Consider the following 26135-nt stretch of genomic DNA (forward strand, 5'->3'; position numbering starts at 1 on the left):
TGTAGGGTGTGCCTGTACTTATCATATGCAGGAGCATTTTCATGGAAAAATCACGTTTTGATACCGGACTTGAGCGACTTACAAGTATTGATGGCGAAGCAGGACAAAAGGTTATCGAAAGCTTGCAGGATATCTGTCCAGATTTAGCAAAGTATACGATTGAGTTTCCTTTTGGTGATATTTATGCCCGTACCGGTTTGGATTTAAAGTCTCGCGAAATCGCGACGGTTGCGGCATTAACTGCGTTAGGCAACTGCGCGCCTCAACTCAAAGTTCATTTGAACGCAGCGCTTAATGTGGGTTGTAGTGAATCAGAGATAAAAGAAGTTATTTTGCAAATGGCTGTTTATGCAGGCTTTCCTGCGGCTTTAAACGGTATGTTTGCCTTTAAAGACGTGCTTCTTGAAAGAAAGTCATAATGTAACCTACAGCGTTTTACAGGGTAATGTTTTCTGTTTAAGGGGGAAAAACGCGAAATGAGTAAAGTTTATACAGGTTCTTGCTTGTGCGGGGGCGTTAAGTTTTCGGTCAGTGGGTTTAGTGAGAAAGCGGCGAATTGTTATTGCTCCATGTGCCGTAAATTTCATGGCGCTGCATTTGGGACGCTGGTGGATGTTACTGATCTACACTGGCTTTCGGGCGAACATTTGCTTAAGGAGTTTGTTGCGCCTAATGGTACGGTGAGAACGTTTTGTTCGCAGTGTGGTTCTAGTTTGGGGTTTCGCGTGAGAGGTGCTGAGTCAAGCGATATGGAGCTGGCTATCGCTGCATTTGATGAGGATATTCCCGTCAAGATAGATGCGCAAATCTATACCGCGTATAAGCCCAATTGGTGTGAGCTGCCATCTAATGTGCCGGCTTTTGCTGAGGGGCGAAATGAATAGATGCATGACACCTTTCATGTTGTGACCCATTAAAGAACAGGAGGTTAAATGAGACCATTAGTGCTTATTACCGGAGGAAGTTCCGGAATCGGTGCAGCGGCAGCTGAGCTTATTGCAGAAAACGATGCGGATGTTGTGATCAACTACCGAACTAATGAGCAAGCGGCGCTCGCTGTTAAAGAAAAAATCACTAGTAAAGGCGGTACAGCCTATTTAGTTAAAGCAGATATATCGACAGAAGAAGGGGTCAGTCATCTCTTCGCTGAGGTCGATAAAATTGGCACGTTAGGGGCGCTTATCAATAGTGCAGGTGTTATATCCACTATTCATGACTTTGAGTCTACAACGCTAGAGCAGTTGAACACGGTGTTCACAATAAATGTTTTTGGTAGCTTTCTTTGCTCAAGGGAGGCGGTTAAACGGATGAGTCATCGGCATGGTGGTAATGGGGGCTGTATTGTTAATGTTTCTTCGATGGCCGCCAGCTTGGGTTCGCCCAATGAGTTTGTCGAATATGCCGCGTCAAAGGGCGCAATTGATACGCTGACCGTTGGTCTTGCTAAAGAGGTCGCTAGATACGGTATTCGGGTAAATGCTGTTCGCCCTGGGTTGATTAATACCGACATGCATATTCATACCGGTGATGCGCAAAGAGCTGACAGGTTGGCAAAATTTATTCCTTTAGAACGTGCGGGTACCGCTGAAGAGGTGGCAGAGTTAATCATGTGGCTGATTAGTGAAAAATCCAGTTATGTCTGTGGCGCGTTATATGATGTATCTGGCGGCAGATGAGGAGGATAAAGGCTAATCACAACCCTATAATCCTGTCGGCGACGGCGTCTATTGTGTTATCTTTGCACGATTTTGGGCCATCCTTTTAAAACTTTTTCTCACAACCATTGGGGGTGTTCGTTGTTAGCTGATCAGCGTTTTGCCGCGTTTGATTTGAAGGGTGATATTTTCGGTGGTGTTACCACGGCGATTATCTCTTTGCCATTAGCGCTAGCGTTTGGTGTGGCTTCTGGGGCTGGAGCAGAGGCGGGCCTGTGGGGCGCCATTATGGTCGGCTTTTTTGCTGCGCTTTTTGGTGGCTCTACAACGCTTATCTCTGAGCCAACCGGACCGATGACCGTCATTATGACGGCGATCCTAACCAGCATGATGGCGAAATACCCCGAGACCGGTATGGCGATGGCCTTTACGGTGGTAATGATGGCGGGCGCTTTCCAGATGCTGCTGGGTACGCTAAAGCTGGGTAAGTATGTCACGTTAATGCCTTATAGTGTGGTGTCGGGTTTTATGTCGGGCATTGGCGTGATTCTAATAATACTCCAGCTTTCCCCGTTGCTGGGTTCGCCGGCACCCCCCGGTGGCGTTATCGGCACGTTATCGGCGCTCCCTGACACGGCTGCTAATATGCAGTGGAGTGAGCTGCTGTTAGGTGCACTGACATTGGGTGTATTGTTTTTCTTTCCTAAGCAGTACCGTAAATACGTACCAGCACAGTTGGTCGCGCTAGTGGCCGTTACGCTACTATCTGTGGCGGTTTTTGATACAGACAGCATCCGCCGCATTGGCGAAATCCCGTCAGGCCTCCCCTCGTTAGTCTTACCGCATTTTAGCGCAGAGATGTTCACCACGATGGTCATCGATGCATTGGTGCTAGGTACGTTAGGCTGTATTGATACCTTGCTTACTGCCGTGATTGGCGACTCATTAACTCGTAAAGAACATGATTCTGATAAAGAGTTGCGTGGGCAAGGGCTGGCGAACATGATTTCCGGCCTATTTGGTGCGCTTCCTGGTGCAGGGGCGACCATGGGCACCGTAACGAATATTCAGGTGGGTGCGCGCTCACCCGTGTCGGGCATTGTGCGTGCGCTGGTGTTGGCGGTCGTAGTGTTAATCGCCGGTGGTTTAACAGAGCCGATTCCTATGGCGGTGTTAGCGGGTATCGCGGTCTATGTCGGGTTCAATATTCTGGATTGGAGCTTTATTCAGCGAGCACATAAAGTCAGCTTGCCCGGTATGGCGATTATGTATGGGGTTATGCTGCTGACGGTGTTTGTCGATTTGATCGCAGCGGTGGGGCTTGGGGTGTTTATCTCCAACATCATTATTATTGAGAAACTTAGCCGTGAGCAAACGCGCCAGGTTAAGGCTATCAGTGACTCGGATAATAACAGTGTACCGCTGACAAGCGATGAACGGGCTATGCTCGATAGGGCACAGGGCAAAGTCCTGTTTTTCTATTTGTCAGGGCCGATGATATTCAGTGTTTCCAAGGCGATTTCGCGCCAGCATGCGAGTATTGCGGACTATGATGTCATGATTTTGGACTTGAGTGATGTGCCGATGATCGATGTCACGGTGGGCCTAGCCTTAGAGAATGCGATTAAGGATGCAAGGGATGTAAGCTGCGAAGTTTTCTTATTATGCCCGAATGAGCGTACCCGCGAGCAACTCGATAAGTTCCAGATGATGGACTTGATTCCAGAGGGGCATGATTGCGCATCTCGTGAACAAGCGTTGCAAGCGGCGCTTGCTTACCTTGAGGCTAACGCGTAATCAACATGCTGTTATTTGTAATAGGCGCTTATGCATGAATTTGCTCGAACTTATTTTCAATTGAAATTCTGATTTAGGACACCTAGTAATGGCCCCTACTTCCATCTATTCGGATAAACATCGCATAAGTACTTTGCCAGACCGGATTCGACTTGATAGACGATATGATGCGGAACGGCTGAAGCGGGATGTACATGACATAACATCCAGTCTGACGCAGCAGTTTTATGTTTACTATAGCCCCGTGCTATTGGTGAGTGATGTGACTGAGCCTGCTGAACATGACTGGACAACGGAGCCGATGCTCAAAGGTTGTTTGTACCTTCAAGAGGTTTTGGCTGGGATTAAAGCAGAGATTAAGAGTGTCCGTTTGATGCGTTTGGAGGCTGGTGCTGAATTAAAAGAGCATACGGACCCCATGCTAGATGCCATTCATCAAGATATTGTCCGCTTAACTCTACCTGTGTTTTCTGATGAACATGTGCTTTTTTTGCTAAATGGAACAGAAGTTCCAATGAAGCCTGGTGAGCTATGGTACATGAAATTAAGCGAACGGCATTCAGTACATAACAATAGTGTGCACGAGCGTATTAATGTCTCTATTGACGTGGTATGGAACGATTGGCTCGATGACTGTTTGCGTGTTGGGATATCTAGCAAGCCCTAAAGCGCAAGGCTGAACTATGCCAGTTCTAATGGATATATTTTGATGAAGAAAGTTGCTCTTTTTGTCGATGTGCAAAACGTCTATTACACCGCTAGGCAAGCCTATGGGCGCAGCTTTGACTACAATAAGTTCTGGTTGAAAGCGACCGCTGATAGAACGGTCGTTAAAGCGTTTGCCTATGCGATAGACCGGGGTGATAAAAAGCAGCGTGAATTTCAGAATATCCTTCGGGCTATTGGGTTCGAAGTCAAGTTAAAGCCCTTTATTCAGCGCTCAGATGGTTCAGCAAAAGGCGATTGGGATGTGGGTATTACGCTTGATGCCATGGAGTACGCTGAACAAGCGGATATTGTGATTCTTGTATCGGGCGATGGCGATTTCGACCTGTTGGTAAATAAGCTTCGTATAGATAAAGGCAAGACCGTTGAGGTTTATGGCGTTCCTCAGCTGACAGCAACTTCGCTCTCGAATGCCGCTAGCACGTTTTTCCCCATTGATGCCGATCTGCTATTGAGTTAGCTAATTGGTACGTCCCGCCCCTTCTTGCGCTTAAAAACTACTACCAAGGGAGCAGTTTTTGCGCGCCAAAGTACAATTTTTGTAATGCTTTGAGTGATTCATCATTTGACTTAATCTCCACCGGCTCTCTATGTGGCCGTGTTTAAGTCGTCATAACAATAAACGGGTGAATCCAATGTTTCTGAAAAACAAACTCCTGACATCGACAGCAGCACTCTTGTTCTGCGCGGGTCTTTCAACACAGGCTGCGGCGCATGGTGATGTGACGCCTCAGGGTGTTGATACAACTGGGCTGGAAGCACTGGGTGAAGAATGGCGTGATGAAAATCCCTATCGTCCGCCGTATGAGAATAATGAGTTGGCTATTAAGGTCGGCGCTTCGGCTTACAATCAAAACTGTGCACGCTGTCACGGTTTAGAAGGTATCTCAGGCGGTATCGCACCTGACCTTCGTATGTTAGAGCCAGGTCTTGAAGGTGATGAGTGGTACCAGTATCGCGTGGTTAACGGTGCAGTGCGTGATGGTGCTGTGTATATGCCGAAAATGGCTGATTACCTAAGTCAGGAGGCGTTATGGTCTATACGTACGTGGCTGGAGTCCTTGAGTGTTGATGAATAAGCTCAATGCTCTTCTGTTAAGTGTCGTTTGCCTGCTCATGAGCGGGCAAGTGGCTGCTCGTGCCTATGATGATGTAATTGATTCCGGCATTTTGATTGTGGGGGTTTATCGAGACTTTCCGCCTTTTTCCTATCTTGAAAATGAGCAGCCTAAGGGCATTGATGTCGAGCTGGGGGCAGCGATTGCCAAGCAGATGGGCTTGGCCATGCAGTTGCACTGGATTACGCCCGATGAAAACCTTGAAGATGATCTTCGCAATAACGTTTGGAAGGGGCATTACCTCGATAAGGATGCAGAAAACCCATTGGCGATGAAGCGTGTTGCTGATGTCATGATGCGTGTTCCTTATGATAAAGAGTTCGCCCACCGTCAAGATGTGCAAACGGGAGAGGTGGTGAATGAGCAGGTGGTGATGTTCGGCCCTTACCAGCGTGAATCTTGGCGAGTTGCTTTCGATCGTCAAAAAATAGAGTCGGTATCTACCATGGCGGTTTTTCAGTATCACCCTATTGGTGTTGAAATTGATAGCTTGCCGGATTTTTATCTCACATCGGCGTTTCAAGGGCGTATGCGTAAGCATGTAAAGCATTACACCAACGCACGTCTTGCGTTTACGGCGATGCAGTCTGGTGAAGTGGATGCTGTTATGGCGATGCGCTCTGAGATCGATAATCTCTTATTTGCCGCCCAAAATGACCGTTTTCAGGTGGCCGAAAATGGTTTCCCATCCATGGGTAAACAGAAGTGGGATGTGGGTATGGCGGTCAAAAGTACTTACCGGCAGTTGGGTTACGCTATTGAGGAAGTTGTCGATGGTATGGTGCGTTCAGGCGCCATGTCGCAGCTGATTGGGCGCTATGGCGTGACATATGAGCTGCCGGGCCTGTATCAGGTCGCTCAATAAACTTCATGGGAGTTCCCATGCAAAGGAGGCAGGATGATGTTCGCGAATCTTTTGAGATCATTTGTGCTTGTTAGCGGTTTAAGTTTGGCGTCTACCGCTTTGGCGGCGAATGATCCGCTCAATTCGCCGATGTGGGATTATCTGCGGAAAATCTTTATCGGTGAAGCTTCCTATCGTTTTGATGACAACATTAAAGTGTCCGTGCCCCCCTTTGCGGAAGATCCCACACAAGTTCCTATCGCGGTAGATGCCTCCGCCCTGTCGGATCAGGGTATCGAAAAAATCGTTGTGTGGGCTGATTTAAATCCTATTCAACATGTATACACCTACTATCCTCTAACGGGGGTGCGCCCATCAGTTTCTCTAAGAATTAAAGTACAACAAGCTACGCCTATACGTGCGGCTGTGCTTTTGAAATCAGGTATTTGGCATATTGGCGGTGCCTTGCTGGATGCCGCCGGCGGTGGTTGTACAACGCCGAGTGTTGCAAACGCTAGTCCTTATTGGGAAAGCCACCTCGGAGAGATCAGTGCCAAGAGGTTTCAGCGTGAGGCCTTGGGCCGCTATAAAATTAAGGTGATCCATCCGATGGATACCGGGCTGGTGGATGCTATCCCTGAGTTTTATCTGCAACAGCTGGAATTACGCACTGCTGGTGGAGAAGCCTTGGTGCGCATGGAATTGTCCCAGCCGGTGAGTGAGAATCCGGTATTTACCTTTGACGTCCTCAACACCCAAGAGAGCCATTACCTATGGCTGCGGGATAACAGCGGTAATGAGTTTGAGCAACCACTCGGGGAGGCGTTATGAGCGTCATGATTAGACTTTTTGCCTTATGGTTGTTTTTTGTGCCGACCGCTTATGCTGCAACGCTTGCGTATAACCTAGAACCACAAAGCATCGCGAAAAATACGTGGGTCTTGCAGGGTAAATCGGAGGATTTCAGCAAGAAAAACGGCGGTAATATCGTGAATACCGCCTTTATTGTCACCGAAGAAGGGGTCGTTGTTTTTGATACAGGGCCGTCCCGTCGATATGGTGAAGCGATGCGTAAAGCCATTGCTGCGATCACGGATAAACCGGTCATTTTGGTGCTAAATAGCCATCATCATCCCGATCACTTTTTAGGTAATCAGGCTTTTGCGGACGTGCCCATCAAGTCCCTTCCCGAAACAGGTAAGCAGATTGCGCAACACGGTAATGCGTTTGCGGAAAATATGTATCGTTTAGTCGGTGATTGGATGCGGTCAACTGAGGTGCAGCTACCCAGTGGGCCACTGGACGTGGAATATATGCAAGTGGGTGGCCATAAGCTACGTTTTATCCAAATGACAGGGCATAGTGGGGCTGATTTAGTGATGATGGATGAAACAACGGGAGTTTTGTTTGCATCTGATATGGTGTTTTTCCGTCGTGCACTCACAACACCTCATACGCCCGGTTTAGATATCTGGTTGTCTGATCTGACAACCCTTTCTACGCTGAAATACGATCGCATTGTCCCAGGCCATGGGCCGTTGGATGCTGATCATCAATCGATAACTGAAATGGTGGATTATCTTCGCTGGTTGGATGCGACGCTCAAGCAGGCTGCAGAGCAGGGGCTGAGTATGAACGAGGTTATGTCTTTACCCATTGATGAGCGATTCAGGACAATAGCATTGGCAAAATCGGAGTTTGTTCGCACGGTATTTCACCTTTACGCCAAGTACGAAGCTGCACAGTTTTAACCCTTCATCTGTGAGGCGCTCAGTGCGTCTTTTTAGAGCTTTCTTAGCTATCAGCTAGGAGAGCTCTTTTTTTATAAGCTCTTATTTTTTATTCGCCTTTGAGTAAGGGAGTAGTACTAAGTAACGAGAAAAGTTGGTCCGGGGTTTAATTGTTAGATTGCTGGGAAAAATGAAAATGTCACATAGTGTTCGGGAAAAATTCCCGAAGCCTCCAACGCCCCACAATAAGAACCGATTCCTTACAGGAGCTTTGTGATGAACAAATCAATTATGGGCAAAGGGTTTGCTGTTAGCGCTTTGACAGTAGCCATATCCCTTTCTACTTCCGTTACGGCAGGCGTAACTGATCAAGATATTCTTAACGACCAAGCAACGACCGGTGATGTTGTATCTAACGGTATGGGATTGCGTGGTCAGCGTTATAGCCCTCTGGCTGCACTAAATACTGAAACCGTTAAAGATTTGCGCCCCGTCTGGGCATTTTCCTTTGGTGGTGAAAAACAACGCGGACAGGAGTCTCAGCCTGTTGTAAAAGATGGGGTTATGTACGTCACGGGTTCCTACTCACGTGTATTTGCTATTGATGTAAAAACCGGAGACGAGTTGTGGCAGTATGATGCTCGTTTGCCTGATGCCATTATGCCTTGCTGTGACGTCATTAACCGTGGTGTAGCGCTTTATGGTGATTTGGTTATCTTCGGAACATTGGATGCTAAGCTGGTTGCACTAAATAAAGACACCGGCAAAGTAGTCTGGAAAAAAACCGTAGGTGATTATAAAGCGGGTTACTCGTTAACTGCCGCGCCTATCGTGGTTAAAGGTAAGGTGATTACCGGTATCTCTGGTGGTGAGTTTGGTATCGTGGGTAAGGTTGAAGCCTATGATGCTAAAACAGGGCAGATCGCGTGGACACGCCCAACCGTTGAAGGCCATATGGGATATGTATGGAAAGACGGCAAGAAGGTTGAAAACGGTATTTCCGGCGGTGAAGCGGGTAAAACCTGGCCTGGTGACCTATGGAAAACGGGTGGCGCTGCTACGTGGTTAGGCGGTACTTATGATGCCGATGTTGACTTGTTGTTCTTTGGAACAGGTAACCCAGCCCCTTGGAACTCTCACTTACGCCCAGGGGATAACCTGTTCTCCTCATCGCGCCTAGGTATTGATCCAGATGACGGCAAAATTGTTTGGCACTTCCAAACTACGCCACACGATGGGTGGGATTACGACGGTGTAAACGAACTGATCTCTTTTGATTACAAGGCCGATGGCAAAACGATTAAAGCGGCAGGTACGGCTGACCGTAATGGTTTCTTCTATGTCCTGAATCGTGAAAACGGCGACTTCATTCGCGGCTTCCCATTCGTTGATAAAATTACGTGGGCGAAAGGACTGGATGACAAAGGCCGCCCAATCTATAACGAAGAGTTCCGCCCAGGTAACCCCGCTGATTCTGCTGATGGTAAGCAGGGCAAAGCGATTGTTGCTGCGCCGTCTTTCCTAGGTGGTAAAAACTGGATGCCAATGTCTTACTCACAGGATACGGGCCTGTTTTATGTACCGTCTAACGAGTGGGAGATGGATATCTGGAATGAGCCTGTTTCTTACAAAAAAGGCGCAGCTTACCTAGGTGCTGGTTTCACGATCAAAGCGATGAATGAAGATTACATCGGCGTATTGCGTGCCATCGATCCTAAGACTGGCAAAACTGTCTGGGATTACAAAAACTACGCGCCACTTTGGGGTGGAACAATGGTGACTAAGGGTAACTTGGTCTTCATGGGCAACCCAGAAGGCTACTTGATGGCCTTTGATGCGAAAACGGGTGAAGAGAAATACAAGTTCAACACTGGTTCTGGCATCGTAGGTACGCCAATTACGTGGGATATGGATGGTGAACAGTATGTTTCTGTCGTATCCGGATGGGGCGGTGCGGTTCCACTATGGGGCGGCGAAGTTGCTAAGCGTGTGAAAAACTTCAACCAAGGCGGTATGGTTTGGACGTTTAAATTACCTAAGTCGTAATACATTCCTTGCTAGGAAGAGCAAAGCCCGGTTTTAAACTGGGCTTTTTTTATTATGGTTGGTTCAGCAATGCTTGGCAGTGTTTGCGTAACATCTCTCTAAACAAGATGACGGCTGGTGTGACTTGTTTCCTGCTGGGGCATACTAACCAAAGTTGTACAGTTTCGGTTTGGAAATTGTCCAGTAGGGTGACAATACGACCCTTATTCAGGTCATGGATCATGTCCAAACGTGACTTAAAGGCAATACCTTTACCTGTCACGGCCCAGCGATGTACGAAGTCGGCATCGTTGCAGATACGATCCCCTCGCACATTAATTTTGTAGGTTTCTCCGGTTTTCCCCCTGAATGTCCACTGGTCGTAGGCTCGGTCACCTAAAAAGTAGAGTAAGCAGTTGTGATCTGCTAAATCGTGTGGGTGCTGCGGTGTTCCTTTGCAGTTTAAATAATCTGGGCTGGCACATAGAACGCGTTGTGTTTCGCAAATAGGGAACGCTACTAGGGATGAGTCTTCGGGCTTACCGTAGCGCACAGCCATATCGATACGATCATGGTAAAAGTCGGATAAGCTATCTCCGGCCAGCAAACTCACTTGTAGCTTTGGATGATCGGCTAAGAACTCATCCAGCCATGGTAGTAGCAGATTGCGCCCAAAGTCAGAAGATACTGATAAACGCAGGGTGCCTGAGATCTCGTTTTTTTCGTCATTTAGTGCCTGCTGCGCTTCGCTCAGTTCATGAATGACTCGGCGGCAGTAGGGCAGGTATCGCTCACCGGCATCGGTCAAGCGCAGTTTACGGGTCGAGCGGACAAATAGTGTGTTATCTAACTGCTGCTCCAAGCGCTTAAGGGCCGCGCTGGCGGTCGCCGGTGAAATGCCTAGCTCAAGAGCCGCTGAGGTAATATTACCGCTATCGGCAACACGGATGAAAAGTTCAAGGTCTGCTGTGTTCATAGCTGTAATTATCAAAAATAATTTGAAAAAGTTACTCTAACTGACTTGTTTATCCTTTAATAGTTCTTCTGGAGAATAAGGAGATATCTATTCGAGGAGATGCTCATGAAAGCAATCGGCTATACCCATTCATTACCCATAACGGATGCAAAGTCACTACAGGATGTCGAGTTACCCCAACCAGTCGCTAGTGGTCATGACTTATTGGTACGTATTGAAGCAATCTCTGTTAACCCGGTGGACACGAAAGTGCGCCAGCGCGCAGAGCCTGAGGCCGGTCATTACAAAGTGCTGGGTTGGGATGCGGTCGGTGTTGTCGAAGCCGTGGGGGACTCCGTTTCGCTTTTTAAAATCGGCGACCGTGTGTGGTACGCCGGTGACCTGACCCGGCAAGGCAGTAATGCAGAGTATCAGCTGGTTGATGAGCGTATCGTAGGTAAAGCACCGTCCTCTTTATCATCAGCACAAGCGGCGGCGCTGCCTTTGACGAGTATAACGGCGTGGGAGTTGTTGTTTGACCGTTTGTCATTTGATCTTAGCCAGTCTTATCAGGGATCGCAGTTGTTGATTATCGGGGCTGCGGGTGGTGTCGGCTCTATTCTGGTTCAGTTGGCAAAACAGATTACGGGCTTAACGGTCATTGGTACAGCGTCCCGCCCCGAAAGCGAGCAATGGGTAAAAGCGCTCGGGGCTGATTATGTGATTAATCATCGCAATCCTATCCATGAAGAGCTTAGCAAGCTTGGCATTAACGAAGTCAGCCATGTGATCAGTTTGAACCAAACAGATCAACACTTTGCCAGCATTGTGGAAGCGTTGAAGCCACAGGGCAAATTGGCGTTGATTGATGATCCTGCCGAGCCTTTGGATATCATGCAGTTGAAAAGAAAGAGTCTGTCATTACATTGGGAGTTTATGTACACCCGCTCTATGTTTACGACTGACGATATGATTGAACAGCACCGCTTATTAAATGCTCTTGCAGATTTGATTGATCAAGGTGTGATTAAAACCACGATTGGTGAACATTTTGGTTCTATCAATGCCGAGAACTTAAAGCGTGCCCACGCAGCCCTAGAGACGAATACCGCTATAGGTAAAATCATTCTCGAAGGTTTTTAATCGCCTTGTTCATGTCGTTTTTGCCTCGCACCTTGCGGGGCTTTTTTGCTATAAGCCGCTATCTCATTTGAGTACTAAAGTAGTAGTTTTTCGCACCCAATGGGCGATACCTCGTCTAGCGCCTCTCTCGCTAATATCCAACTGTGACTAATTTGATGGCGCTTGCTTCTGAACAAGCAAGGCTGAATAACAATAAAGAGGCCAAGACAATGATTTATGCAAAGCCAGGAGCCGAAGGCTCAGTCGTTTCATTCAAAGAGCGTTACGGTAACTATATTGGTGGTGAGTGGGTTGCACCGGTCAAAGGTCAGTATTTTAAAAATGTATCGCCTGTTGATGGTGAAGCTTTTTGTGAGATCCCACGTTCAACAGAAGAAGATATCAATCTGGCTCTGGATGCTGCACACGCTGCAAAAGCGGGCTGGGCTGCGACTTCTGTTACAGCGCGCTCAAATCTGTTATTGAAAATTGCGGACCGCTTAGAAGCAAACCTAGAAGCACTCGCTGTTGCTGAAACTTGGGATAACGGTAAAGCCGTTCGTGAAACATTGAACGCTGACGTACCGCTTTGTGTAGATCACTTCCGTTACTATGCTGGTTGTATCCGTGCGCAGGAAGGTTCTATTGGTGAAATCGATGGTAATACGGTTGCTTACCACTTCCATGAGCCGCTAGGTGTTGTTGGTCAGATCATCCCATGGAACTTCCCATTGCTTATGGCTGCATGGAAACTGGCTCCAGCACTGGCAACCGGTAACTGTATCGTATTGAAGCCAGCTGAGCAGACGCCAGCCTCTATTCTGGTGATGATGGAAATCATCGGTGATTTGTTACCAGCGGGTGTTCTAAACGTTGTTAATGGCTACGGTGCTGAAGCAGGTCAAGCGCTGGCAACCAGCAAGCGTATTGCTAAGATCGCATTTACGGGCTCCACACCGGTAGGCTCACACATCCTGAAGTGTGCGGCAGAGAATATTATTCCATCAACGGTTGAGTTAGGTGGTAAATCTCCAAACATTTACTTCGAAGATATCATGAACCATGAAGATGAGTTCATCAGCAAGTGTGTTGAAGGAACGGTTCTGGCCTTCTTCAACCAAGGTGAAGTATGTACGTGCCCATCGCGCTTGCTGGTTCAAGAATCTATCTACGAAAAATTCATCGGTATGGTGATTGAGCGTATTGGTCAGATCAAACGCGGTAATCCACTGGATACCGAAGTCATGGTGGGTGCGCAAGCATCTCAGGAGCAGTTTGATAAGATCTTGAGCTACTTCGAAATCGGCCGTAATGAAGGTGCTGAAGTACTGACCGGTGGTGCAGCTGAAAGCTTGTCTGATGGCCTGAATAAAGGCTACTACATTCAGCCTACGCTGCTGAAAGGTAACAACAGTATGCGTGTCTTCCAGGAAGAGATCTTTGGTCCTGTTGTTTCCGTAACAACCTTCAAAGATGAAGCGGAAGCGCTAGCAATTGCTAACGATACTGAATTCGGCTTGGGTGCTGGTGTCTGGACTCGTGACATGAACCTGTCTTACCGTATGGGTCGTGGTATTGAAGCGGGTCGTGTTTGGACTAACTGCTATCACCATTATCCTGCACATGCTGCATTCGGTGGATACAAGAAATCAGGTGTAGGTCGTGAGACCCACAAAATGATGATGGATCATTACCAGCAGACGAAAAACTTGCTGGTAAGCTACGATGTTAACCCGCTAGGTTTCTTCTAAGCTTCAAGTTTGTACGCTTCTTTGAGAGGGCTTCGGCCCTCTTTTTTTGTCACCAAACTGCTTTGTCTCTTCCTGCCTCTTTAGCCTGATAAAGCGCCTCATCTACATCACATAATGTTTCTTTGATACTGCGGGATGCTGAAAAAGAGGCAACGCCTGCACTGGCAGTGAGACTTCCCACGATATGAAAGGAATAGTGTCTGACTTTTTCTAGGAGTTTGTTCGTAAGTAGTTGGGCGGCTCGTTGTGTAATATTGGGACAAATGATAATAAACTCTTCACCACCCCAGCGTCCGACATAATCTGTGGCTCGGACGTTGCTTTTAATAATGTTGGCGAATTCGACCAGAACCATATCTCCTACAACGTGACCAAAGGTGTCATTCACGTGTTTGAACAAATCAATATCTAGCAAGATGATCGCTGCTTCGGTTTCATATCTATCGACCTCTGCTTTTTGTCGCACGAGTACCTCGTCTATTTTGACACGGTTATACAGCCCCGTTAATTTGTCTGTGTTAGAGAGGGTTTTGAGTTTTTGGTTAAGGGAGCGCAATTGATAGTTATGATAGATAAACCCGAAGGAGATAATGAATAATCCCGCCAGCACCTTCCACATTAGCGCGTAGTCAAAAGAAACCTCTTGTTTGACGGAAACCCACTTGTTATATGCGCTTTGTATATCTTCAGGCTGAAGGGTGGTGATGAGCTTTTGGAAAATCTCTTGAAGTTCCGGTTCATCTTTTCGTGTAGCTATAGACAGTTTGACGTCTTCATCCAACCGCGCAGAGATCTTTAACATACCTGAAAAGTCTCTTTGGACGGCCGCTGCAATCGTCACGATATTGTCAATATATCCATATAGCTCTCCGCTCTCGACACGCTTAAGCCCGTCGTCGATAGACTCCACTTCGATAAGATTAATGTCAGGAATGTTCCGCTTGAGTGTTTCTGCGATAGCGTAACCTCTCACAACACCTAGCTTCTCATTTTTGACATCTTCTATCTCGCTGATAAAGAACTTATCGTAAGTGGTCGCTATAACAACAGGAAAACTCAGGTAAGGCTTTGTGAAGTCTAAGTAAGCGCTACGATCGGGTGTGGCGGACGCTAATGACAAAATGTCGCAATGGCCGTTTTTTACCTTCTCCAGAGATGATTGCCAGCTAGGGGTATTGACGAGCGTTATGGGTATGGGCAATTGCGAGGACAGCGTACGTATCAAATCGGCAGCAATGCCTATATGTTTGCCTTGCTGTATGCTTTCAAAGGGCATCCAGCTAGGATCTGTACACATTTTAATCGTTTTTTTGTGATGTAGAAAAAGCTGTTGCTTTTCATTGAAGATAACATTTTGACTATTGTTTGCTAATAAGTCATCAAACAGAAAGGTTCCAAGCTTCTGGTTAAGAGGCAACAAACCGCTATGGTGCAGTTGTTTGATAGCGCGTACGCTTAGGTCGGTATTTATTTCACCGATTTTGAAGAAGTCTAATAACATCATTTTTTTCGTTATCGCCACTTCATGCATCAGGGCTGGAACAGACTTTCGTTGGGAGTATTTATTGTAGATCGTTGCAATGGTTTCCCTTGGGTTCTCAAGAGCATAAGCCCAACCTTTGTTGGATGCATCAATAAATTTACGGGTTCTTTCTGGGTGTTGTAGCGCCTCCTCCTGAGAGGTGAATAGATTGACTGCGCTCATAAAAAAGCCGAAGTCGGCAGGGTCAATAATGTTGTATTCGATCCCAAGCTGATCCAGTTCAAAAAGCTGGTTGGTGCGAAAAGCGCTCATTACATCCACTTTTTTATTAATGAAATCATCGATGTTGAATGAATGTTCTACGAAGTTGGTGTTACTGCGGGTAATGAAGAAGTGGTCTAGCATGAGTGCTAGTGAGCTATATTTAAGTTCGTCGGTTGTCCCCATGATGGTTTTACCAATCATATCTTTGGGTGTTTTAATCTCTTTGGATGTAACGAAAATAAGAGGAGATTGCTGGTAGTAGGTTGCTAACAGGATAACGGGCTGCAGTTCGCCATCATGTATCACGACACTGGAGTTGTGAATGCCATAGTTATTTTGCCGTGAGAGTATCTTTTCAACAGTGTCGATACCTGCTTGGTATTCTAGTAACTCTACATCTAGTCCAGCGTGTTCGTAGTAGCCCTTTTCTTTTGCCATGATGAACCCTGCAAACTCGAATTGGAACTTCCAGTCCAGTTGTAGGGATACTCTCTCCAGAGCCGGTGAGGGTTCGCTTAACAGCAAGGAAAAAACAATTAGGGATAGGCAACACAAAAAGCGGCTTCGTAGGCGGTGCTGTGCTGGTGGGTTATACATCACATCCATTGTCTGTCTCGCCATAGACCCCACAAGCTTAGGGAGGTTACTGTTGATGTTAGTCCTCTATTGATCTTAGCAGAATATTTATTTTCTTCCTTCAAGTCGTTAAATTGAATAAACCTGCCCACTCCTTGGTGTGTTTTGGCATATAATAAAATGACAGTAATATTATAAGGCCACTAGGCTATAGGTAGTTGCTATTGGTTAACACGCTGTTACGTTTTCTTTGTGTTGGTTGTTTATTATTTTCTTGTGTCATTCAGGCCCATGTCGTTGAGCCACAGCAAAAGGTTAACCTTTATCTAAACTGGCATCATCAGTTTGAATTTGCGGGTTATTATGCGGCGAAACATAAAGGGTTTTATTCAGCTCTGGGGCTGGATGTAGAGATACATGAACTAGACCAAAATCAAAGTATCAAGAATCAAGTGCTTGCTGCTGAAGGTAACTATGGTGTTGACTATAGTCAGATCGTACTTGCCCATATGCAAGGTGAGCCAGTGGTTATGCTGGCCAACATCCTGAAGCACTCTCCGCATATGCTGGTGGTTCGGCCCGATATACGTTCCCCAAAAGATCTCATCGGTAAACGAATTATGGCCGTGCCTGGGGAGCTATCTGATGCTGGAATGGCAACGATGCTTCGACAATTCAGCATCAGTGATGAGCAGTATAGCCAGATTCCCCATACCTTCAATATTGATGCCTTTGCTTCCGGCGGCGTTGATGCTATGACCGTCTATACAAGCAATCAGCTTTATGAGCTCGACCAGCGTGGCGTTCGTTATAATTTATTAAACCCTAATAATTATGCGGGATTGCTTTATAGCGGTAATTTATTTACGTCTGAGAGGGAGGCAACACAACATACAGATCGAGCGAGTAAGTTTTTACAAGCGACGCTTCAAGGTTGGGCTTACGCTCTCGATCACCCTGAAGAGATAATCAGACTGTTAGCAGAGGAGTATGAAACAGGTAAGACGTTACCTGCTTTGCAGTTTGAAGCAGCCGAAATCCGTAAGGCTATACTGCCCAACGTTTACACACTGGGCAGTATTAATGAAGATCGGCTGAAGCAAATATCAACGATCTATTTGGATTTGGACTTCCCGGTTAGTCGCACGCTCGATCTGAGTACGTTCGTATTTTCTGCAGAAAAAGTAACACCACCGTTGCTCCTAAGTGAAGAGGAGATCGCTTTTCTTGAATCCCAACCTACCCTTCGTGTTCATAATGAAAGCAATTGGCCCCCTCTGAACTTTAATCTCGATGGCGTGCCCGCAGGTTATTCGATTGACTATATGAACCTTGTAGCTGAGAAATTAGGCCTTCATGTTGAGTATGTAAGCGGTTATGAGTGGGCAGACTTTATGCGTATGCTCAAAGATGGCCAGATTGATGTGATGTTGAATATAGTTGAAACGGAGAGTCGTGCTAAAAACTTTCTATTCACGCCTCCTTATTTGTCGGCCAGTTCGGGTATTTATGTGCGTTCAGGCTCTGCCAGTGAATCGATTAAGGGGATGGGCGATTTACGAGGTAAACGTGTTGCCGTCCCCAAAGGTTTTTTTATCGAAGAGCTATTAACACGCCATTACCCCGATATTGAGCGTGTTGCATATCGTGATTCGGTTGCTAGCATGGAGGCGGTAGCGGTGGGAGATGCCGATGCTATTATCGGCCGAACAGGCGTTATCAATTATTTAGCAGAAAAACACTTTATATCTAATCTGGCGCTTGTCTCTATCGTCGATGACCCGCTCTTTACAAGCCAAATGCGTATTGCCGTGAATAAAGACAATGCCTTATTGAGAGATATCTTAGCTAAAGGCATAGCGGCGGTTTCCGAAGACGATATTGTTGTATTGCGGCGCAAATGGGGACAACCCCGAGTGAATACGCCCATAGGGTTGACGCTGGATGAAAGACAGTATCTGCAGGAAAAGGGGAGCATAAAGCTGTGTATTGACCCCAAATGGATGCCATTTGAAGCACGAGATGCAACAGGGCAGCATGTGGGAATGGCTGCTGACTACTTTGCTTTGTTTGCGTCTTATCTGGGAACGTCTTTTGATGTATTGCGAGTAGATAGCTGGGCCGACGCTTTAGCTGCGGCAAAGCAGCGTGAATGCGACTTGGTTTCTTTGTTATCCAGTACACCAAGCCGCTCCGAATATTTGAACTTTACCTCGCCTGTTTTAACAATCCCTTATGTGATAGCAACCAGAAAAGAAACGCTCTATATAGAAGATATCTCCCAAGTAATGGATGAGAAAATAGGTATTGTGGAAGGCTACTCTATCTATGAAAAACTTAAAAAAGCCTACCCCAACGCTCAATTTGTACCGGTTGGCACGCTCGAAGAGGGGTTACTGAAAGTTGAATCGGGTTCGTTATTTGGTGTGATCGATTCCGTAGCCAGTATTGGCTATGGTATACGCGAGTTAGGTTTACCTGGTGTTGCTATAACTGGGCGTTTAGATCTGCGTCGAGAGTTGTCTGTTGGAGTACGTAATGATGATCCTGAGTTATTAGGCATTATGCAAAAAGCGGTTGCGCATCTATCTCCTAATGATCATCAAAACATACGCAGCCGATGGGCACCCGTTGAGTATATTAAAAGTGTCGATTATACGTTAGTACTTATTATTCTGGCGGTTAGTAGCGCTTTGGTGCTTTTCTTTATCTATCGGCATTATGTGCTTAAACGCTATAACCAACAGATCGAAAAAGCCCATGAAGAGTTATTGCGAAAGAACTTGGAGCTTGAAGAGATTTCAGTTACTGATTCATTAACGGGTGTTTTTAATCGCGTAAAAATTAATATGTTACTGGAGAAGGAGCTCAAGCGTGTTAATCGCTATGGCGGCACTTTCTCCTTGATTATGATGGACTTAGATCACTTCAAACAAGTCAACGATACCTTTGGTCATCCCATGGGCGACTACGTACTTAAAATGACAACTGAGGTTGTTTTAAGCAGCCTCCGGGAAACCGACACATTAGGGCGCTGGGGGGGAGAAGAGTTTATTATTATATGCCCCGGCATCGATTTACTTGGGGCTAAACATTGTGCAGAAAACTTACGGCAATGCATGCAAACAACCCGTTTTGGGGTTGTAGAGCATCAGTTAGCCAGCTTTGGTGTGACCGCTTATATGGAGGGGGATAGCGCAGATTCCATCCTACAACGCGTTGATGCTGCGCTCTATCGGGCTAAAGAGCAAGGGCGAAATCAAGTGGCTAGTTTGCCCTATTGAGACAAGAGTTTTTCGAGTGCTACGGGACGGGCGAACAAATAACCTTGTACCGCATCACAATGTTCGTCAGCTAGGAAGTCTCTCTGAGATGGTGTTTCTACTCCCTCAGCGATTACTTCAAGGTTTAATGCTTTCCCAAGCGCTATGACCGCTTGCACGATTGCCCTGTCTTCTGGAGTGCCTGGTAAGTGCTGAATAAAGGAGCGATCTATTTTTAGCTTATCAATAGGTAACTTTTTCAAATAGCTCAGGGAAGAATAGCCTGTTCCGAAATCGTCAATAGAGATGCTGATTCCCATATTACGCAGTTCGCTTAATACTTTGCCTGCTTGGAATTCATTGCCCATTAAAAATGATTCGGTGATTTCTATTTCGAGCTTATGTGCAGGAAACTTAGTTGTTTCCAACGCTCTTCGTACCATGTTTGGGAAGTTACCCTTGGTCAATTGAGGGACAGAGACATTAACTGCCATTCGTTCAAATGATTTACCTGATTTTATAAGCTTACTGCCAGCGTTGCAGGCGGCATTAATCACCCACTTACCAAGGGGAATGATAATACCGCTCTCTTCAGCAATGGGAATAAACTTATCTGGCATAATCATCCCTTGGGTAGGGTGCTGCCAGCGAAGTAACGCCTCATAGCCTATAAGGCGTTTGTTTTGCAAACAATACTGGGGCTGGTAAGTTAGAAAGAAACCATCACTGTTTAGCGCTTGCCTCATCATAGATTCAAAGCTTAAGCGCTCAAACGCGAGACTGGTCATCTCTTTAGAATAATACTGATAGGTATTACGGCCTTGGGCTTTTGCCCGATACATGGCTGCATCCGCATTGCGGATTAGCATGTCATACGTGTGGCCGTTTTGGGGGGAGAGGCTAATACCAATACTAGCAGAAACGTAAATTTCTTGGTCTGCAATATAAAAGGGAGCATTAAATTGTTGGATGAGTTTTTCTGCCATCAACGCTGAGTCTTGGATATTTTGAAGATTTTCCATGAGGATGATGAACTCATCCCCCCCAAGACGAGCTAAAGTGCCCTCTTTGCTGATACAGCGCTTCATACGTTCGCTTGCCAGAACGAGTAAATTATCACCCGCTAAGTGGCCTAAACTATCATTTACATTCTTAAAGTGATCTAAGTCTAAAAATAGAATGGCCAAATGCCTGTGGGACGCATCAAATAGTTCAAGCCGATGTAAAACGCGTGACTCAAGGAGCAATTTATTAGGAAGGCCAGTTAGGGCATCGTAGTGAGCTTGGTGTTCTAAGGCTTGCTGAGAAGCTTTTAATGCGGATAAGTCGGAGAAAACGGCTATATAATTTACCACTTTCCCATGTGTATCACAGATGGACGTGATAGTCAGAAGCTGAGGGTAGGTCTCACCATTTTTTCGGCGATTCCATATTTCTCCCTTCCAATGATGGCGCGTGCGTAGCTCTTCCCACATAGCATTATAAAAAGACGGTGAGTGGCGACCTGAGTGAAGTATGGCCGGCTTTTCTCCTAGTACTTCGGCTTCCGTGTAGCCAGTTATTCGAGTGAAAGCGCTGTTAATGGAGATAATACGGGTGGACGCATCCGTTATAATGACCCCTTCAAGGCTGTTCTCAAAGACGACCGCTGATTGTCGTAAGCGCTCCTCCGCATCTACCTGGAAGCTTAAATCGTGGATCGAAATGATAATTCTCTGAGCATCTTGCAATGTTAATTCTTGAGCGAAAATTTCGACGGGCATATGCTGCCCTTTCTTGGTTACGAGGTAAGATTGGTTCTGGAATAATTTCTTACCGTCAGTAAGTTCGGCCTTGAGTACTTTAAGGCTTGTACATTCTTGTGAGCATAATTGGCTTACTTCTGTGTTGAGTATCTCTTCCAAGGGAACATCTAATAATTTGCTCGCTTTGGGATTGGCTTCGCAAACTTTCCAGCTTTGAGGGTCAATAACAAGTATGGCATCACTGGCGCTTTGAAAGAGTGACTGATACTTTTTCTCGCTGGCCTTTAGGGCTTTATGTGATGCTTTACTAGATGTTATGTCAGTCATTACTGACAACATGCCAGCCAGCTCTCCTTGCTGATCATATTGATAGCACCAGTTAATACTGATATCGATTTCTTGCCCCTGCTTTGTAATCTTGCGCACTTCTATTGTTTCAGGAGGTGTTCTGTTTTCTAAATAAAAGGCCAATCGTGTTTTTGTCTTCTCTCTCAACGAGGGTGATGAGTCCAAGTCCCAAATATATTTACCAACAAGCTCACCTTCTTCGTACCCTAACATCTTGTGGTGGGCGGCATTACTAAAGGTAATCTTTCCATCTAGGTTATGTTCCTGAATACCGTGCGGTAGGGTGTTAAGAATATTTTTTAGATACTGCTCTGTTTGTTCTCGTTTTAGGATGTCTTGGTTTAATTGCTCTTTTAGGTGCTGGCTAACCAGTGCAGAAGAGAAATAAGCGGCGAACTCTTGGAGCAATCGAGTTTCCGAGTTTTCAGCAGGGTGGCGCTCTTTGCAAAAATGTACACTTAATAATGCAGGAAGCTCGGTGCCAGTATGCATAGGTGCAAAGAAAATAGTTTGGATCTGCCAGTATTGATAAACGGAGTGAAGTTGATTCTCCGGTGAATCGTGATCTACATCTATAGAGGCGCTATCAATAATTTTTTTAATTTGTAGCGTCATTTCAGGTGTGAAATTTAAAACGGGGAACGTTTCAAGCGCGCCTCTAAATTCATCTGAACAACTTTCGTAAAGAATAGTAGCCGATGTAAATGATGGGTCATTGATAGATAATAGGCTGACTCGGTCAGCATCAAACACCTTTCTAAGCTCATTAATGGATTCTGTTAGCAGTGTTGATGTATTAATGGCATTGAGCATTCTCGCGGCGACACGCTCAAGTGCTTGGGCAAAGCGAGCTGATTGCACCTCGGACTTTGCTTGTGCTAGCCGACTGTTTAGTTCTTCGACTGAAGCCTGTAGCAGAGTGATGTAGCGTGTTTCAAGGCCACTAATTAAGTCATTTCGAGTAATGAGGCCAAGAGGCGCTTTGTTCTCATCTATAATCAGAATTCGACGTATATTGGCTTCCATCATCTGATTACGTGCGACTTCGAGCGGTGCTCCAGAGGGAAGGGAGTGTATAGGTGAACTCATGACTGAGCGGACTTGAGTAGTTAGTGGGATCTTATCGTCAAGTACACGAATAATATCTCGTTCTGTAATAATCCCTTTTACGCTGTCTTGATTACCCACCAGTAAGCAATGGGATTTTCGTGATGTAAATGTGGCAAGAGCTTCTGACAGAGAAGTTGACTCGTCAATAAAACTCATACGTGGATCGAGCACACTGTCTACATATTTAACATCAAGTAGGTATTCTGGACCTAAATGCGTAATGAAGTCGGTGGCTGTTACTAATCCAACGGCTTTGCCGTGATTGTTAATAATGGGTAAGTGGCGAATGTTATGCTTTAGCAGTAAGTGATAACCTTCGTGGTAGGCAAGATCTGCGTGAGCAGTAATTAGGGGGCTAGACATAATACTGTCTACGATGGTGTCGTTTATTGGCGCTTCACCGGCTCTGCTAAGAATATCCCACTCACTAATTAAGCCTTCAGGTTCACCCTGTGTATTTGTAATGATGATACAGCTGAGTAACTCTTGGCGCATAAGGTGAAGTGCATCCGTAAGGGAAGTCCCAAGAGGCACTGAAATAAGGGAAGTTGTACAGATAGCCCCAAGGGTATGCGTAGTTTTCATTCAGGTTTCATTCATCACAAAGCCACGCATTTTATATGGACATACGGGGTGTATGTATTGATGTGTATCAGTAACCAACTAATTAAGTAGGGAATTTATATGTAAGGGCTAAGATTTTTTGAGTGCTACCAAAATAGATTGAGTGACCGATGTGAGTTGTTTCTGAGCGTCTTCATCAACTGGTAGTGGACGACAAAGCTTGATCGCTTGTAGACCGGAGCGTGCGGTAAACAGCCCAGCCCCGACGCCTTGACCTGCTCGTGCTGATAAGCTGGCGGTGAGTGAGCTACTTAACAGGTGAGAACCTGCATGGATAGAAATTTCACTCAGGCCGGCAAATGCGATGTTATGCAGAACTTTTTTAAGCAGTTTCCATTGGGTAGCCGCGCCGGGGGAAATGCCATAGATATCAGCGATCTCCCGTAGCATTTTCAGGTTCCGCCAACCGACCAGCCACATATCGAATGTGGCATAAGGGCTTAGCGCTACCATGACACCCGACTGGACGCTATGACGATGCAGGCATCGCCTTGCGGCTTCATCCTGAGCTTGAAGTGCATGGTGGGATACATAACGAATGATTTCCCCATCGTTATACGCCGAATCAACTTGCCGGATGGCTGTTTTAAATGTTTCGGTCAGTGGAGTATTGTCGTAGTAGTGGTCGAGTTTTTTAAGTAATACAGCCGCTTGCCCATGGGTTTTTTGGTCTTGCAGGTTGATCGCTTCTTGATGCAGCTTTTCTGCGATTTTTAACTGGCGTAAGCCTCGCATTCCTTGCCACAACCACAGTATACCTCCAACAAATGTGATGCCTACCAGTCCACTGAATGTCACACCTAAGATAGGGTGAACCTCAAACCCCCAGCTTATTAAACGGTAGATCTCACCGATAACAGCAGCGCCAAGTAATGTTGCCACCGAACCTGCGAAGAAGCGTTTCCAACGGCTGGGCTTTTTAACGGCTTCCATTTTTTCTACGGGTTTAGTGGTTTCATCGGCGACCATTACAACCTGCTCTACAGGTATTTCCTGGGCGAGGGGTTTCTCTGAGTGCTCGACTTCAGCTTTTTTCAGATCAGCGGGTTTGAGTATCACCGCTTCTTTCCATTGGGGCTGGTCGGCCATCAGAACATCTCCTTGGTTAAAAACTCAATTGCTTGATCGAGCCGAATATGATGTTCTGGCTTAAGGTCGGTTAAGGGTAATCGCCGGGGGGCAAAGTCTAAAAAACGAAAGCGGTTGCTGTTCCAATCCTGTTCACGGGGCAAGTCGGTTGGAATCTCGCCCGGGAAAAGGGCGACCTCTTCTCCGTTTTCTTTGCGGGTACCTTTAAGGCACGAGAGGGTTTGGCCATCGAGTACCGCTTCGGCGGACTCCGTTGAGCGAATGGATGCAATCGCCAGGCAGCGAGTCTCTATCCCCTCAAAACGCATATCGCGCTGCGCGTCCTGAATGATCAGTTCCAGAAACTTATCTAAGTTGTGGTGTTGGTTAGCCGTTACATGGTCAGCCTTGGATGAGGCAAACAGTACTTTATCAATACGTGGGCTGAATAGGCGTCTAATAAAGCCAGAAGAGCCGTAATTGAAGCTTTGTAAGATCTCAGTGATGGCGAGTTTCATATCCTCAAAACAGGCTTTGCCATGATTAAGCGCTTTCAGACAATCGACTAACACCACTTGGCGATCAAAACGGGAGAAATGTTCGCGATAGAAACGTTTAACGACGTGTTCCCGATAGGCTTCGTAACGGCTTGCCAATACTTGATAATAACTACCCTCAGGTGCGGGCTCATTAAGCTCTATGGTGAATAAAACGGGGAATATTTGTAGCAGTGGGTCACCTTGCAACTGGCCAGGGAGAATACAGCGGCCAGGCTGAATCATACTCAAACTATAGGCTTCACCACGAAATGTATGTAATAGATCGGTGTAGGCGTCGCTTAGTACTTTAATCACGCTTTCATCAGCAGGGGCGAGCCAGTCGATAGTTTCTTGGGCGGCTAGCCAGTCTTTAGCAAGGCTGGCGCGAGGCTCAGTCGCAAAAAGCGTACGCTGCTTGTCACACCATTGGTTAAAATCCAGATTTAGCAAAGGTAGATCGAGCAGCCATTCACCGGGGTAGTCGATGATGTCCAAATAGAGTGTTGAAGTTTCTTGTACCAAGCGTTGGAGACGGCTGGCGGGGCGATAGCGAATCGCCAATTTAACTTCGGATAAGCCAACCGTCGAAGCAGGCCAATGAGGAGGCTGTTGTCCTAAATCCTGAATAGCTTGTTTTAACGGGAAAGGCGTGTCTGAGGTTTCACTCAAGTTTTTAACGCTAATAATTCGGCCGCTACTAGCAACCTCGAAAAAAGGTAACGATTGGCTTTGATGGGCGTCAAGTAAGTGGTGCACCAGCGATGTGATAAAGACGGTTTTTCCGCTGCGGCTCAATCCCGTCACCGCAATCTTTAAATGCCTATCTAATCCCTGTTCTACGACATCTTTCAGTTGCTGCTGAATATCATCCAGCACATCTTCACCGATTAAACGCTTGAGTTTACTTCCCAGCCCCATTGAATCCTGCCTTGCTCATAAAATGTCTGATGAGTGTGACAGATTAATGCTGAACAAGTGCAGAAGAAAGGGGCTGAGGTCATCCATTACTGAGGAACAGCCGCATAGGCCACGATTTCACAAAGCATTTCTTCGCGAGCAAGGCCCGCAACAACCATGGCTGCTCGGTTTGGGTAGGGTGCTTCGAAATATTCAGCGTAGACTTTATTGAATGCAGGGAGCTGGCTGCGGTCAGTGACATAGATGAGCACTTGGGTGACATCATCCATGGTGAGCTTTGCCGCTTCAATCGTGTGCTTGAAGTTCTCCATTGTTTGGCGTGCTTGCGCTTCAATACCGCCTTCAACCACGTTGCCTTGAGCATCAATGGGGATTTGTGCGGTGGATAATTGACCGTTTGCAATCACCGCCCACTCCAGTGGGGCTTTAGATGCGAACAGCTCGGTTTTAACAGCCTGCTTGGTCATAAGAAAT

20 protein-coding genes are annotated in these 26135 nt (G+C 46.3%); 14 read left to right on the forward strand and 6 right to left on the reverse strand.

Annotation, left to right across the window (positions count from 1 at the left end):
* The first annotated feature begins 41 nt into the window (after window positions 1–41).
* The 11 genes from F0U83_RS00530 to F0U83_RS00580 all read left to right on the forward strand — a co-directional run bounded on the left by F0U83_RS00530 (window position 42) and on the right by F0U83_RS00580 (window position 9916).
* Window positions 42–419 (forward strand): carboxymuconolactone decarboxylase family protein, encoded by a 378-nt coding sequence (locus tag F0U83_RS00530; protein WP_138986009.1) that lies wholly within the window; start codon window positions 42–44, stop codon window positions 417–419.
* 57 nt (window positions 420–476) lie between these two features.
* Complete coding sequence (locus tag F0U83_RS00535) at window positions 477–884, forward strand: GFA family protein (protein ID WP_138986010.1); 408 nt, start codon at window positions 477–479, stop codon at window positions 882–884.
* Between the two features lie 48 nt (window positions 885–932).
* Window positions 933–1676, forward strand: coding sequence for an SDR family oxidoreductase (locus F0U83_RS00540; protein ID WP_138986011.1), 744 nt, complete (start codon window positions 933–935; stop codon window positions 1674–1676).
* Window positions 1677–1796: 120 nt separating this feature from the next.
* Complete coding sequence (locus F0U83_RS00545) at window positions 1797–3452, forward strand: SulP family inorganic anion transporter (protein ID WP_138986012.1); 1656 nt, start codon at window positions 1797–1799, stop codon at window positions 3450–3452.
* A gap of 88 nt (window positions 3453–3540) precedes the next feature.
* Complete coding sequence (locus tag F0U83_RS00550; protein ID WP_138986013.1) at window positions 3541–4119, forward strand: aspartyl/asparaginyl beta-hydroxylase domain-containing protein; 579 nt, start codon at window positions 3541–3543, stop codon at window positions 4117–4119.
* A 42-nt stretch (window positions 4120–4161) separates the two neighbouring features.
* On the forward strand, window positions 4162–4638 hold the full coding sequence (locus F0U83_RS00555; RefSeq protein WP_138986014.1) for a LabA-like NYN domain-containing protein: 477 nt from the start codon (window positions 4162–4164) through the stop codon (window positions 4636–4638).
* A gap of 175 nt (window positions 4639–4813) precedes the next feature.
* Entirely contained in the window at window positions 4814–5257 is a 444-nt protein-coding gene (pedF, locus tag F0U83_RS00560; RefSeq protein ID WP_138986015.1) for a cytochrome c-550 PedF, read from the forward strand.
* Entirely contained in the window at window positions 5250–6161 is a 912-nt protein-coding gene (locus F0U83_RS00565) for a substrate-binding periplasmic protein (RefSeq protein WP_138986659.1), read from the forward strand. Before pedF ends, F0U83_RS00565 begins: the two co-directional genes overlap by 8 nt.
* A gap of 33 nt (window positions 6162–6194) precedes the next feature.
* On the forward strand, window positions 6195–6971 hold the full coding sequence (locus F0U83_RS00570) for a quinoprotein dehydrogenase-associated SoxYZ-like carrier (RefSeq protein ID WP_246077573.1): 777 nt from the start codon (window positions 6195–6197) through the stop codon (window positions 6969–6971).
* The gene (locus F0U83_RS00575) at window positions 6968–7891 is read left to right on the forward strand and encodes a quinoprotein relay system zinc metallohydrolase 1 (RefSeq protein WP_138986016.1); all 924 of its coding nucleotides are present in this window, start codon (window positions 6968–6970) and stop codon (window positions 7889–7891) included. The genes F0U83_RS00570 and F0U83_RS00575 overlap by 4 nt, the downstream gene beginning before the upstream one ends.
* 255 nt (window positions 7892–8146) lie before the next feature.
* A complete protein-coding gene (locus tag F0U83_RS00580) occupies window positions 8147–9916 on the forward strand; it encodes a PQQ-dependent methanol/ethanol family dehydrogenase (protein ID WP_138986017.1) in 1770 nt (589 codons plus the stop codon).
* Between the two features lie 52 nt (window positions 9917–9968).
* On the opposite strand, the gene F0U83_RS00585 is transcribed toward F0U83_RS00580, so the two are convergent.
* Complete coding sequence (locus F0U83_RS00585) at window positions 9969–10871, reverse strand: LysR family transcriptional regulator (protein WP_138986018.1); 903 nt, start codon at window positions 10869–10871, stop codon at window positions 9969–9971.
* A gap of 105 nt (window positions 10872–10976) precedes the next feature.
* Between F0U83_RS00585 and F0U83_RS00590 the strand changes: the two genes are divergently transcribed.
* Together F0U83_RS00590 and exaC are read left to right on the forward strand one after the other, a co-directional pair.
* Window positions 10977–11993, forward strand: coding sequence for a zinc-binding alcohol dehydrogenase family protein (locus tag F0U83_RS00590; RefSeq protein WP_138986019.1), 1017 nt, complete (start codon window positions 10977–10979; stop codon window positions 11991–11993).
* 209 nt (window positions 11994–12202) lie between these two features.
* A complete protein-coding gene (gene exaC / locus F0U83_RS00595) occupies window positions 12203–13723 on the forward strand; it encodes an acetaldehyde dehydrogenase ExaC (RefSeq protein WP_138986020.1) in 1521 nt (506 codons plus the stop codon).
* A 49-nt stretch (window positions 13724–13772) separates the two neighbouring features.
* On the opposite strand, the gene F0U83_RS00600 is transcribed toward exaC, so the two are convergent.
* On the reverse strand, window positions 13773–16091 hold the full coding sequence (locus F0U83_RS00600) for a diguanylate cyclase (protein ID WP_211343599.1): 2319 nt from the start codon (window positions 16089–16091) through the stop codon (window positions 13773–13775).
* A 173-nt stretch (window positions 16092–16264) separates the two neighbouring features.
* Here F0U83_RS00600 and F0U83_RS00605 point away from each other — a divergent pair, with 173 nt between their 5' ends.
* Window positions 16265–19330: an ABC transporter substrate-binding protein gene (locus tag F0U83_RS00605; protein ID WP_138986021.1), complete on the forward strand. Its 3066-nt coding sequence runs from the start codon at window positions 16265–16267 to the stop codon at window positions 19328–19330.
* Here F0U83_RS00605 and F0U83_RS00610 read toward each other — a convergent pair.
* From F0U83_RS00610 to F0U83_RS00625, 4 genes are all read right to left on the reverse strand, one after another.
* Complete coding sequence (locus F0U83_RS00610) at window positions 19324–23097, reverse strand: EAL domain-containing protein (RefSeq protein ID WP_138986022.1); 3774 nt, start codon at window positions 23095–23097, stop codon at window positions 19324–19326. The two genes, F0U83_RS00605 and F0U83_RS00610, sit on opposite strands and share 7 nt — an antisense overlap.
* Before the next feature lie 108 nt (window positions 23098–23205).
* The gene (locus F0U83_RS00615; protein ID WP_138986023.1) at window positions 23206–24225 is read right to left on the reverse strand and encodes a TIGR01620 family protein; all 1020 of its coding nucleotides are present in this window, start codon (window positions 24223–24225) and stop codon (window positions 23206–23208) included.
* Window positions 24225–25661 carry a YcjX family GTP-binding protein gene (locus tag F0U83_RS00620; RefSeq protein ID WP_138986024.1) on the reverse strand — a complete coding sequence of 479 codons (1437 nt, stop codon included), beginning with the start codon at window positions 25659–25661 and terminating at the stop codon, window positions 24225–24227. The genes F0U83_RS00615 and F0U83_RS00620 overlap by 1 nt, the downstream gene beginning before the upstream one ends.
* An 86-nt stretch (window positions 25662–25747) precedes the next feature.
* Window positions 25748–26128, reverse strand: a complete 381-nt coding sequence (locus tag F0U83_RS00625) for a RidA family protein (protein ID WP_138986025.1) — start codon at window positions 26126–26128, stop codon at window positions 25748–25750.
* Between the last annotated feature and the right edge of the window lie 7 nt (window positions 26129–26135).

Origin of the sequence: Neptunomonas concharum, from assembly GCF_008630635.1 — a bacterium.
Taxonomy (GTDB): Bacteria; Pseudomonadota; Gammaproteobacteria; order Pseudomonadales; family Balneatricaceae; genus Neptunomonas; species Neptunomonas concharum.